The 11,626-nt window shown below is 37.7% G+C and carries 10 protein-coding genes and 1 tRNA gene; 4 read left to right on the top strand and 7 right to left on the bottom strand.

Annotated elements, in window-relative coordinates; genetic code table 11:
• Positions 1-56 precede the first annotated feature (56 nt).
• A complete protein-coding gene (locus EQM06_RS01315; protein WP_128744627.1) occupies positions 57-1,115 on the bottom strand; it encodes a helix-turn-helix domain-containing protein in 1,059 nt (352 codons plus the stop codon).
• A 17-nt stretch (positions 1,116-1,132) separates the two neighbouring features.
• Positions 1,133-1,447 carry a type II toxin-antitoxin system RelE/ParE family toxin gene (locus tag EQM06_RS01310; protein ID WP_128744626.1) on the bottom strand — a complete coding sequence of 105 codons (315 nt, stop codon included), beginning with the start codon at positions 1,445-1,447 and terminating at the stop codon, positions 1,133-1,135.
• A gap of 123 nt (positions 1,448-1,570) precedes the next feature.
• Between EQM06_RS01310 and EQM06_RS01305 the strand changes: the two genes are divergently transcribed.
• Positions 1,571-2,392 (top strand): sce7726 family protein, encoded by an 822-nt coding sequence (locus tag EQM06_RS01305; protein ID WP_128744625.1) that lies wholly within the window; start codon positions 1,571-1,573, stop codon positions 2,390-2,392.
• Between the two features lie 30 nt (positions 2,393-2,422).
• Here the strand turns inward: EQM06_RS01305 and EQM06_RS01300 are convergent, their stop codons facing one another.
• From EQM06_RS01300 to thrC, 4 genes are all read right to left on the bottom strand, one after another.
• Positions 2,423-3,526, bottom strand: a complete 1,104-nt coding sequence (locus EQM06_RS01300) for a hypothetical protein (protein WP_128744624.1) — start codon at positions 3,524-3,526, stop codon at positions 2,423-2,425.
• A gap of 223 nt (positions 3,527-3,749) precedes the next feature.
• Positions 3,750-3,837: transfer RNA gene (locus EQM06_RS01295), tRNA-Ser, on the bottom strand.
• A gap of 299 nt (positions 3,838-4,136) precedes the next feature.
• Complete coding sequence (locus tag EQM06_RS01290; protein ID WP_205666571.1) at positions 4,137-4,613, bottom strand: methylglyoxal synthase; 477 nt, start codon at positions 4,611-4,613, stop codon at positions 4,137-4,139.
• Between the two features lie 104 nt (positions 4,614-4,717).
• A complete protein-coding gene (gene thrC / locus EQM06_RS01285) occupies positions 4,718-6,196 on the bottom strand; it encodes a threonine synthase (RefSeq protein ID WP_128744622.1) in 1,479 nt (492 codons plus the stop codon).
• 196 nt (positions 6,197-6,392) lie between these two features.
• On the opposite strand from thrC, the gene EQM06_RS01280 reads away from it, so the two are divergent.
• The 3 genes from EQM06_RS01280 to EQM06_RS01270 are packed head-to-tail and all read left to right on the top strand — an operon-like array spanning position 6,393 to position 9,694.
• A complete protein-coding gene (locus EQM06_RS01280) occupies positions 6,393-7,301 on the top strand; it encodes a polysaccharide deacetylase family protein (RefSeq protein WP_128744621.1) in 909 nt (302 codons plus the stop codon).
• A 19-nt stretch (positions 7,302-7,320) separates the two neighbouring features.
• Positions 7,321-8,997, top strand: coding sequence for a glutamate--tRNA ligase (gltX, locus tag EQM06_RS01275; RefSeq protein WP_128744620.1), 1,677 nt, complete (start codon positions 7,321-7,323; stop codon positions 8,995-8,997).
• The gene (locus EQM06_RS01270; protein WP_128744619.1) at positions 8,981-9,694 is read left to right on the top strand and encodes an acyl-[acyl-carrier-protein] thioesterase; all 714 of its coding nucleotides are present in this window, start codon (positions 8,981-8,983) and stop codon (positions 9,692-9,694) included. The genes gltX and EQM06_RS01270 overlap by 17 nt, the downstream gene beginning before the upstream one ends.
• A 93-nt stretch (positions 9,695-9,787) precedes the next feature.
• On the opposite strand, the gene EQM06_RS01265 is transcribed toward EQM06_RS01270, so the two are convergent.
• The gene (locus EQM06_RS01265; protein ID WP_128744618.1) at positions 9,788-11,350 is read right to left on the bottom strand and encodes a GGDEF domain-containing protein; all 1,563 of its coding nucleotides are present in this window, start codon (positions 11,348-11,350) and stop codon (positions 9,788-9,790) included.
• Positions 11,351-11,626 lie beyond the last annotated feature (276 nt).

Raw genomic sequence — 11,626 nt, 5'->3', positions numbered from 1 at the left:
AGGAGCTATTTATCTTACGAACCACTCCTTTTTATAAAAACGACTGTATTCTCTTTCTATTTTAAATAAGCCAATTGACCGTACTGAATATATTTATCGTGTTGTAAACGAGCAACAACAATCCCCGGTAAAACTATTTGACTTTTTGCAAATTCACGTATACTTTTTTCAGTAAAATTTGATTTTGAAACAAACTTTCTGAAATCTTCTGGATTAATAAAAAAGTCGCGCGCAAAGGTATTTGCAGTAATTTCCTTTTCATTTTCATTTTCGTCATTTTTCAATTGTTCGAAGGAGACTATTGTATTTTTTTTGTCATAATCATATAGCAAGTGTGCTATTTCATGAATAAAAGCAAACCAAATATTATCATGAGTTTTAAATCTCCCACTTAAAAAGATTGCAGGATGCCCATTGTAACTACTTAAAGCCCCTCGTACTTTACTATTTGTTATTGCTTCGCAAATAACTAAATAAATACCTAATTTATTACATAATTTTCTACAACTATTCATGGAAAGCTTTATATCACTGTTGGTTGCTATTAGTTTAAATTTATCTAATGCCTTCTTTAGTTCATTGCAATCATACTTGACATCCGTTAAATCTAAATTTTGAATTTCTATTTCTGATTCACATAAATTCAGCCATATTGCGATTGGCTCAATTTTGCCTCCATCTTCCATAAAATTAACTTCTAAATTCGAATAAGTTGCATCAAAATTATTAAAGTCGCTAATTTTAAGCAATTTCAACATTTCTTTAGCTTGTTCGTATAAAGTTAATTCTAAATTTGCAAAGACTTCTTTAAAACAAAATCTTTTAGATATTTCTTCTAAGTTAATTTTTCTTAATTCCAATTCCTTTTCTTCCCTAGCCAAGCACTCTCGATACTTTGCCTCATAGTTCAACCAATATGAAGCGGGAACTTTCGGTAAAACTAGCTCTAAATTAATTGCAAATTCTTCTGTAATCCGAGTTTTGCCATTAAGAAGATTTGAAATATGTCTCTCACTCATCCCTAGTTTTGCACACAATTCTTTCTGACTTATATTATTTTCTTCTAAATATTCTTTTATTATCTTTCCGGTGGGAACGATAAATTCTTTATTCATGATATCACACCCTTCCTTTAATGATAATCTTCTAATGCGATAATAAGTACTTCTGAAATAGTTGCTATGTCACTAATATCATATTCACCAATGGGTTGCAAAATAATACGATAATTTTTAGAATAATCTATACCCCAACAATCCCTATATTGACCATTTAATTTATGCCTTCTAGGAGGTGGCAGTTCTGAAATATCACTTAGATTATTTGCAAATCTTAGTTCAGAAAGACGATTTCTTAATTTAATATGAGCTGTACCATAATATTTCTTTAGTAGTCTTACATCTGTAAGAATTTTTTCTTGCTTAGCTGACGAATAATGTATTTCCATTGTTTTCTCCCCTAGATATCAATAACTGCACTATATCACAATTGACCTATGGGGTCAATTATTTTCCTCTATTATTTTATATATATATCTGTTATAATGAGCATTTAGAAAGGAGTTTTTATTATGTCTAAAGAAGTTAACAGAGAACAGTTGTCACTAGATTGCAAGTTTAAATTAGCCCAATCATTGTACTCTGCTTATTCCACTCTTCAATCAACTTCGGAATTAGAACATATGTTATCTGAAATTCCTAATACTGATTCAACTTTTAATTATAAAAATCCTAGAGCTTTAATTAATTCTATTATATTACAAAATTATCCTAATGAAATTTCTGTTAAATCCAACTTTATTAACGAAGTTCTTTTTAAATCCAATAATCAAGTTACTATATTTGAATTGATTTTGGGAAAAAGCCGTGCTGATTTATGTAAAGTTAATGGTGCAAGTGTTGCTTATGAAATTAAAACAGATTTAGATAATTTATTGAGACTTGAAAAACAGTTAACTGATTATTTAAATGTTTTTGAGAATGTTTTTGTAATTTGCTCCGTTAATAAGTTACCTGAAATCGAAAAAACTATTCTAGAAGAATGTGGAATTTATATTTATTCTATTTCTCAAACAGGAAAATATAAATTTAAAAAATATCGACCAGCTCTATCATCAAAAACATTAAATTCAGAGAAGCAATTAAAAATTCTTAGAAAGAAAGAGTTGTATGATTATTTTAAGCTAAATACATATTGTTCTAGAGAATCTATGGAGCAATATATATTACAACATTATTCTAACAAAAAAATAAATTTAATATTTAAAACCATCATGAAAGATAGATATCGAGAACAGTGGGAATTTCTTAGAAATAATAAAGACAATATTTACGAAATAGACTATCAATGGTTTTTTAAAAATGCAATAAATCCAAGCTTAATTTATGGTTAAAAGGCTCTTTGAATTCAAAGAGCCTTTTTATTACTTGAAATTTGAATAAATTTGATAAATATATCTAGTTAAAATTATATTAGTCCACACAGGCCAGTTTCCTGAACTCTTCCTTTCATATAAATCATTAATTTTAAGATAAGCCGGACACTTTCCACTTTTATTCAGGTCTGCTTCTAACTCTAACATACTAGGTATAATAGTTAAATATCCCCTTACTCCTAAATGAGTATTTGGATTAACAAATGAATAAAACTCATTTGTATTATAATCAAATAATAATGCTAAAGCAGCTCCCGTTCCATTTGAACCGCCATTTGAGGGTAATACATCTTTAAGTCCCCCATAATCTCCAAATCCATTAAAACTATATTTTTCATACTCAGTTAAGGCATCATTACATATTAGTGCAGTAATGCTATTTTGTTCATAGCCTCCATTTTTATTGCTTGCTTTACGTGGGGAATTTAATAGTATAATTTGTGTATTTAAATTTAGTTCAGCTAACTGCTCTAATTCCATAATTTTGGATTTAACATTCTGTTCCCCTATATCAAACAGAAAATAGTCACCACCTCGTAGTTCATTTTCTAATATATCTTTATAATCATCTAAGAATTCTTCTGTAATTCTTAAAGCAATACTCTCATTATACTCTTGTAATTCCTTTATAAATTGGCTCAATTCATTGGAAGGCATAGAAAATCCTGGCTTTATTGATATTACTGGAATTAGATTTTCATATTCAGATATTTCCATTACTCTTCTTTTATATAATTCACTATCATTACGAAATCGCAATGATAAAGTTACTTGCTTAGGGTCAAAATCTTCTCCATATTTTTCTGTAGTAAAACGGAAAAAATCTATAAAAGCCAATTTGCTGTCAGTAACTTCCGAAATATTTTCTAATGTTATAATGTCATTCGCTGTAGGTGGTAATAAAATACGTTTTCTCCTGTTATTCGTCATTTCATAAACAAATTTGCCTTTTTCATCAGTTTGGTATTTTTTTTCATACTTATCTGCTAAAATTTCAAATAATGGAATAATATTCTCAGAGAAGCAATTGCAAAGACTGTGAGCAACACGCAATTCTTGTTGTCGAGCTTTTAACAACGGTACATATATCATCTATTTTCCCCCTTTTTTACACACTTTTACCTTATATGTATAATATTACCTCCCTTTATTTACATATGCAAGGGGTTTTTATTATGTCTAACCAAAAAAAGCTACCAACTCAACTGGTAACTTCTGTTTTACATAACTTATGTGGAAACTTTTATTTTTAACTATCCTCTTCAAAAAACAAAATAACAACCCTTAAATTTAAGAGTTGTCATTTGGGTACATTTGGCGGAGGACATGGGACTCGAACCCACGGGGCTGTTACACCTTACCTGATTTCCAATCAGGCTCCTTAGCCACTCGGTCAATCCTCCAAAATGTGTTTCTGTTCTCAGACACATTTGCTATTATACTATACTTTGTGATACGTTTCAACATATTTATTTCTTTTTTATAAATATATTATCACAGGTAAATTTCAACAATAAATTGTATAAAAGATATAAAATCTACATTTTCTTACAAAAACTACCCGTTAGAGTAGGGACTGTTGCACTACGAACGAATATACTAAAGATGTACCCTTAATATATGACCTCTGCTTTACAGTTAATGCATCGGTAGAATCCCACCTCCGGCGCAATAAATTTAAAGCAGTTGTCATATGCCATGTTTATTTTGAAAAATCTTTTATTCGATCTTCAAGAACTTTGTTATAATCTAACACCTCGTGTTCGTACTCGTTGTTCATATATTGTGAAGATATCAGAAAATCAGCAGTTGCTCGATTATTTGCTACGGGTATATCATAAACAACCGCTATACGGAGCAATGCTTTGACATCCGGATCATGCGGCTGTGCTTCTAAAGGATCCCAGAAAAATATAAGCATATCGATTTCGCCCTGCGCAATTCTTGCTCCGATCTGTTGATCTCCGCCAAGAGGACCGCTTTTAAACCCTTTTACAGGCAAGCCTGTGGCCTCGGCTATGAGCTTCGCAGTCGTTCCGGTACCCAACAGAAAATGCCTCTTCAATGTATGCTTATTTTCATCGCACCATTCCACCAGAGCTTCTTTCCTATTATCATGAGCCACCAATGCAATCCTTTTATGTTCATCCATGATCTGCGCTGTTCCTTCACGTGCCATATTCATATCTCCATTCTTCTATTCTATAAACCCAATAAATCGAACTGTCACAGGCTTCCATACACTTTACCCCGCACAATGCTGAGCTTAGTCCACTGGCTTCGTTATGCCAGAGATGCTTTTACGGATTCTTTCATCTGTTCAAGGTCAAGAACGCCCGTATGTCTGATCGGTTTACTTTCCAGAGCCTTCAGACCGGCCGGAATCCGCACGCCTGTTTTCTCATGAAGTGCTTTCACATAAGCAAATCCGTCTTTTTCTTCCTCCAGTCCAATGGACCTTGCCACACTGTCTGCAAACTTATAGGCACTGGCCGTAGAGGCGATAATAGCAGGAGTATGATCTCCTGTTTCAGCCACATAATCCTTATAAACCTTATATGCAACGGCTGTATGCGTATCCATCAGATATCCATTTTTTTCATACATTGCACCAATCGCCCTATTGGTTTCCTCTACTGTGGCAAATCCCGCATAAAAGTCTTTTAATCCGTCCTTGATTTTGCCGCTGACTTCATAGACCTTTTCTGTATCCAGACTTTCCATGAGAGCCTTGACCTCTGCCGCATTTCCGCCGGATAAATGATACAGCAGCCTTTCCAGGTTACTGGAAATCAAAATATCCATGGATGGAGAATTGGTCAAATAAAAGTCTCTTCTGATGTCATATATCCCTGTATTGATAAAATCGGTCAAGACCTTGTTCTCGTTAGAAGCACAAATTAATTTGCCCACAGGAATACCCATCTGTTTCGCATAATAAGCCGCAAGAATATTCCCGAAATTTCCGGTGGGGACAACGATATTCATTTTCTCACCCGCTTGAAGACTACCTTTTTCCATCATCTTTGCATAAGAATGCACATAATAAGCCACCTGGGGAACCAATCTTCCTATGTTAATGGAATTGGCGGAGGACAGCTTACAGTTCATTTTACCCAGTTCTTCCGCAAATACCGCATCGTTAAAAATCCGCTTTACACCGGTCTGAGCGTCATCAAAGTTTCCGTTGATGGCAAACACATGAGTATTTTCCCCTTCTTGTGTTACCATTTGCCTTTCCTGTACCTGACTGACTCCCTGATTGGGATAAAAAACGATAATCTCCGTTCCCGGTACATCTGCAAATCCCTCCAGTGCAGCTTTCCCTGTATCTCCAGATGTGGCTGTCAGTATGCAGATCCGCTTTTCTTCCTTCTCTTTTTTCATGGCCGTTGTTAAAAGGTACGGAAGAATGGAAAGTGCCATATCTTTAAATGCCGCCGTCTTTCCATGGTACAGTTCAAGAAAATACGCGTCTCCCCCCTGAACAAGAGGGGCAATTTCTTTTTCTTCAAACTTGTTGTCATAAGCTCCATTTACGCAAGCTTTCATCTCTTCTTCCGTATAATCCGTGAAAAAGGCAGATATCACTTTTAAGGCGATCTCCTGATAGGTCTTTCCCGGTAATTCTTCCAGCCGGAACGGCAGAACCGGCAAGTTCACAGGCACATAGAGCCCCTTGTCTTCCGCAATTCCCTGAATGACAGCCTGAGCTGCTGTTTTGGTATTTATACTTCCGCGTGTGCTTACGTAATTTATCATAACCGTTCTCCTTTGCTTCACTATTGGTAACCATTTTACCAAAGTATTGGGTAAATTTCAAGGAATTCTAAAAGGTTAAGGGGATAATATTTTTGCACTGCTGTTCCAAAATTTTTGACTTTTTTGTGGTAGGGAAGATTCCATTTATGGTATACTAGACCTATACAAATTAGCTGATTTAAAGGAAGGTATCTAAATGTATTTTGGCAGTATTCGTTTTTATAAGCATGTTATACTAATCGTTCTGACTCTCGTGGTCGCTTGTTCTGTTGCTTCCTGTGTGCTCATGGGAATTTCCAACCGGCACCTTAAGAAGATCCTTCAGGAAAACGGGCTGGCTGTGAGTGCCGAATCCCCTTCTTTTAACTCGGATTCGGAAAATCAATCGGACGAATTGCGTTCACATTACCCGGCTTCCTTTGACTATCAAAAGCTATACCCCAATTTAGCAATAGATAACGATTTTATCTACAAGGAGGATTTACCCAAATCCGTTTATCTGACCTTTGATGACGGGCCTTCCAGCCTGACACCGCAAATTTTGGACATCTTAAAAGAATACAACATTAAAGCGACCTTTTTTATTGTCTATAATGACAGTATGGAATCTCAGGCACTATATAAAAGAATGATATCGGAAGGTCACACCATCGGAGTCCACAGCACTTGTCACCAATATCATACGATTTACCAATCACCCGACGCATTTTTAGATGATTTTGCACAGACAGCATTGATGCTGGAGCAGGTAACCGGTGTAAAACCTGAAATTCTAAGATTTCCGGGAGGCAGTATTAATTCTTACAATAAGGCGGTCTACCCGCAGATCATTGGTGAAATGCTCCGAAGAGGCTATACTTATTATGACTGGAATGTCTCTGCGGATGATGCCACGAGCACTGTTACTGAAAAACAAATTTACAGCAATGTGATAAACGGAGTCAAACGATATAACAAATCTATCGTTCTGATGCACGATTTAAGCAATAAATCCGATACGGTATCCGCACTGCCGGATATCATCAGCGAACTGAAATCCGAAGGGTATACTTTCTACCCACTTACAAAAGACGTTAGACCCGTAGCGTTTGATTACGTTGACTAAATTATAAATGGAGGAAAATATGGATTACAATAAATTAGCGGAGCTGTTGTTTCCGCACATCACCAAGTCACCTGAGGATTACGAAGAAATCTTCCCGAAGCGGCAGCTTCCGGAAGGGGCAAAAGTCACCAGATTGGGGCCGAGTCCCACAGGGTTTATTCATCTGGGAAACCTTTATGGGGCTTTCGTGGATGAACGGCTGGCGCATCAGAGCGGCGGCACCTTTTATCTCCGTATTGAGGATACCGACGATAAACGCTATGTGGAAGGAGCCGTAGAAGTCATCATTAATTCCCTTAAGTTTTTTGATATCAATTTTGACGAAGGGGCGACTATAGACGGACACATTGGAGATTACGGTCCTTATTACCAAAGCCAGCGGGGCGAAATCTATCAGTGCTTTGCCAAAGAGCTTGTAAAAAAGGGACAGGCTTATCCCTGCTTCCTGACCTCTGAGGAACTGGAAGAAATCCATACGAAGCAGGAGGCCGGCAAAGAAAACTTTGGTATATACGGAAAATGGGCTATAAACCGCAATCTATCCATAGAAGAAATTGAAGCGTGTATCAATGCCGGTACATCCTACGTTATCCGCTTAAAATCTGACGGAGATCATGAACTTCCTGCGGAAGACATAAAAACCATATCGGTGGAGGATGGCATCCGCGGTACACTGACCATGCCCGAAAACAATCAAGATGTGGTCCTATTAAAGGCAAACGGCATTCCTACCTATCACTTTGCTCATGTAATCGACGATCACTTTATGCGAACCACTCATGTGGTAAGAGGGGCTGAATGGCTGCCTTCTCTTCCAATCCACGTGGAACTGTTTGAAAAGCTTGGTTTTGAAATGCCGATTTTCTGTCATACCGCCCAGTTGATGAAGTTGGACGAGGAGGGCAACAAGCGAAAGCTTTCCAAACGAAAAGACCCGGAATTATCCTTGGATTATTACAGGAACGAAGGGTATCACCCCGCCGCTGTAAGAGAATATTTAATGACGATCTTAAATTCAAATTTTGAAGAATGGCGCATCGCTAATCCGGACGCTTCCATTGATTCCTTTGAATTCACTGTTGAAAAAATGAGCAACTCGGGTGCTCTATTCGATCTGAATAAATTAAATGATATATGCAAGGATGTGCTTGTTAAGATTTCTGCCTCTGAGCTTTGTACGTTCATGAAGAACTGGTCCAAAGAATTTAAGCCGGAGATCCTGCCGCTGCTTGAAGGGCATGAGGAATATATTGAAAAAATTCTGGATCTGGGCAGAACCGGGGCAAAGCCTAGAAAAGACCTGATTTATGCAAAACAGATCTTTGAATTTATCCGCTATTTCTTTGATGATTATTTCAGAATTGAAGATACAGAACCTGAAAATGTAAGCAGGGAAGATGTGAAATCAATCCTGACAGCCTATCTGGATACGTACGATCACGGAGACGATCAATCCGTATGGTTCGATAAGATCAGAAATATTGCTGCAGAGCTGGGATACGCCGCAAAGCCGAAGGACTACAAAAAAAATCCGGATCAGTACAAAGGTCACGTGGGAGATGTCAGTACCGTCATTCGTATTGCCGTCATGGGGCGTTCTCAGTCTCCGGATATCTGGGAGATCCAGCAGATTCTTGGAGAAGAGCGAACCCGCAGAAGAATAAAGGAAAGATTGGAAAATGTACACATACAATGATCGCATAAAAATCAGTGAAACCGATAAGCGCCGCAACTGGACTCTTCCCGCAATCGTAGATGCCATGCAGAATTGTGTTATGTTTCAGCTGGAAGACTTAGGCGTCGGTCTCGATTTTTTCGACGAACAAAATAAAGTGTTGGTGGTCGCAGGCTGGCAGGTAAAGATTTTTAAACTGCCTAAGCTCTTTGACAAAATTACGGTAGGCACACAGGTATACGGTTACAAGGCGGCTACCGGGCTTCGCCACTGCATGATATGGAACGATGCGGGGGAATTGGTCATCGCCTCCCATTCGATAGGAGTTTTTGTAGATCCCCAGACCGGACGTCCCATTAAGACCTCTCCGGAGGAATGGCAAAAGTATGATGTCAATCCGGATACGCCGTGCAGCTCCATCCTGTTTCAGGATCGGCGGATTTCGCTTCCGCAGCATTTTGAAATAGCAGAGGAATTTGATGTCAACATTCATCATCTGGATGTCAATAACCATATGAATAACGGACAATACGTAAGGATTGCCTACAATTATCTGCCGGAGGATTTTGCGGTTTCAGAATTTAGAGTAGAATATAAAAGGCAGGCCACTTTAGGGGATCGGATCCTCGTAAAATTGTCCAGGCAGGAGCACATTTTCTGCGTCGTACTGTGCGATCCGGAAAATATTCCTTTTGCCGTAGTGGAATTCAGTAACTGAACCGAAAACAAAAGCTCTGAGACAACTTATTCGCAGAAGTCCCAGAGCTTTTTTAGTTAAAGGTGCCTAGCAGAAGCAGCACAGCCACTTTTTTTACTGCGTATAGGATACCTTATTTCTTCCTGATTTTTTGGAATGGTACAAATTTTGATCTGCCAGATTATATAAATCATCTGCCTGCCCCGAAAAGGCTACTCCGGCACTGATTGTCACCCTTCTGCCTTCTTCCCAGTCCATCTTTTGAACATTCAATCTGAACCTTTCAGCCAGACTGACCGCCTTTTCTAATTTCTCACATTTATACAGAATGCAGAACTCCTCTCCGCCCATTCGAAAAAGCTTCATGTCTCTTTCTTTTTTATCGTTAAAATTTTTGCACAAACGCGCCAGTACCTCATCACCGAAATCATGTCCAAAGCTGTCATTCACATCCTTAAAGCAATCCACATCGATCATAATGACCGCGAAGGGTATGTTTTTCCGAATGTATTTATGATATACACTGTCAAAATGCCTTCGGTTATAGGTATTTGTCAGAACATCTGTAATACTCTGCTTCCTGCTTTGCAGGAATAAAAGAAGCAGTATCAGCATGAACATAAAAATGATAGAAACCATCATAATCAACCGGGTTCTATCGGCTTCATCCCGAATTTTTACATATTTACTTCCATAAATAGTAAAGATGTAATCTGCGCTTAACTGGCTTTCCTGCTTCATGACCACCGCATACATGTCCAAAGCCTGCACATTATATTTACTGTAGGCCGCCGGATCCCGTGCTTCATATAAGGGGGCAATCTCCTTTAAAAAGGTCAGACATTCCGCGCTATATCCCCTTTCCTGTTGCATTTTGACTACTTCATCGCACATTTGCCGGCTTTTCTCAAGATTTCCGTTTACGATTTCCAGTTTTGCCTTCATCTCTTTTAACGGAATGGTAACATTTGCAATAATAAGTTCGTCTTCTGCCTTCGGCTCTTTAATATCCTTCAGTATCCTTTCAGCCGATTGATATTCCCCGTCATTCCAAAAATTTCTTGCCCGGATGATCTTTCTTTTGGACAGCATTTCCTCATAATCATAGGCGTCCTTTACCACATAGTTCATGGATAATTTCAAATATTTGTTTGACTCCGATGTACGTCCTATTTTAGATTTCAAATCTGCCAGATAAATATAGGCGGTCTCTCGAATCCACCTCTGATCCTTGGGATCCTTAAGGTCATAGGATAAGGCTTTGTCAATGAGTTCTTCTGCCATATCATAATCATAGAGCATCATGAAAGTATCCGATAGATTTATGTAATTCCAAGCAGAATAATCATATTCTTCTTTTTTATCCGCCATATAAATAGCGGTGACCGCATTCTCTATCATTTTTGAATATTGCTGATTCAGCGAATAAATAATAGAAAGATTCGTATAAACCTGGATTTTATTTTCTGGCGTGACCCATTTCAGCTTAAGAACCTTCTCTAACTGTTCAATTTGCTCCTCATGGGTATAGTCCCCGTCAAAAGCTTTCATCAGCGTGTTATGAGCACGCTCATTGTTTGCTTCATAAACCTTCCAGATACCAGCAGCGGAACAGCCCAAGATAATCAAAACTGAGATTATTACTACAACCATTCTTGTCTTTTTTTTGGGACTCATAAGATATCTTCCTCCCTAGTGTCTCTCTTTTCCCCGCTTTTCTTCATTGTATCACATCAGGAAAACACCTGCATTAAAAACATCTGCTATATTTTATCTAAAGCACTGTATCTGAAAAGAATAGGGCGCCTTAAACAAGGCGCCCCTTTTCTGACTTTTTATATGGGTTGATGTACTGCTAATTTAGCTGTAGCAATTACAGAAAATAATCACCAATAGTAAGAAGAAAAACAGTAAACTAGTATCAACGCCTTCGCCATTAAATAAACCACAACC

The sequence above is a fragment of the Aminipila luticellarii genome (assembly GCF_004103735.1).
Taxonomy (GTDB): domain Bacteria; phylum Bacillota; class Clostridia; order Peptostreptococcales; family Anaerovoracaceae; genus Aminipila; species Aminipila luticellarii.
The sequence above is the reverse complement of the archived record's forward strand: the minus strand, read 5'-3'. Positions and strand labels throughout refer to the sequence as shown.

What these genes read in the sequence shown, in the direction of transcription:
- EQM06_RS01315 (WP_128744627.1), bottom strand. Translation starts at nt 1,115, where the DNA reads ATGAATAAAGAATTTATCGTTCCCACCGGAAAGATAATAAAAGAATAT.
- EQM06_RS01310 (WP_128744626.1), bottom strand. Translation starts at nt 1,447, where the DNA reads ATGGAAATACATTATTCGTCAGCTAAGCAAGAAAAAATTCTTACAGAT.
- EQM06_RS01305 (WP_128744625.1), top strand. Translation starts at nt 1,571, where the DNA reads ATGTCTAAAGAAGTTAACAGAGAACAGTTGTCACTAGATTGCAAGTTT.
- EQM06_RS01300 (WP_128744624.1), bottom strand. Translation starts at nt 3,526, where the DNA reads ATGATATATGTACCGTTGTTAAAAGCTCGACAACAAGAATTGCGTGTT.
- EQM06_RS01290 (WP_205666571.1), bottom strand. Translation starts at nt 4,613, where the DNA reads ATGGCACGTGAAGGAACAGCGCAGATCATGGATGAACATAAAAGGATT.
- thrC (WP_128744622.1), bottom strand. Translation starts at nt 6,196, where the DNA reads ATGATAAATTACGTAAGCACACGCGGAAGTATAAATACCAAAACAGCA.
- EQM06_RS01280 (WP_128744621.1), top strand. Translation starts at nt 6,393, where the DNA reads ATGTATTTTGGCAGTATTCGTTTTTATAAGCATGTTATACTAATCGTT.
- gltX (WP_128744620.1), top strand. Translation starts at nt 7,321, where the DNA reads ATGGATTACAATAAATTAGCGGAGCTGTTGTTTCCGCACATCACCAAG.
- EQM06_RS01270 (WP_128744619.1), top strand. Translation starts at nt 8,981, where the DNA reads ATGTACACATACAATGATCGCATAAAAATCAGTGAAACCGATAAGCGC.
- EQM06_RS01265 (WP_128744618.1), bottom strand. Translation starts at nt 11,350, where the DNA reads ATGAGTCCCAAAAAAAAGACAAGAATGGTTGTAGTAATAATCTCAGTT.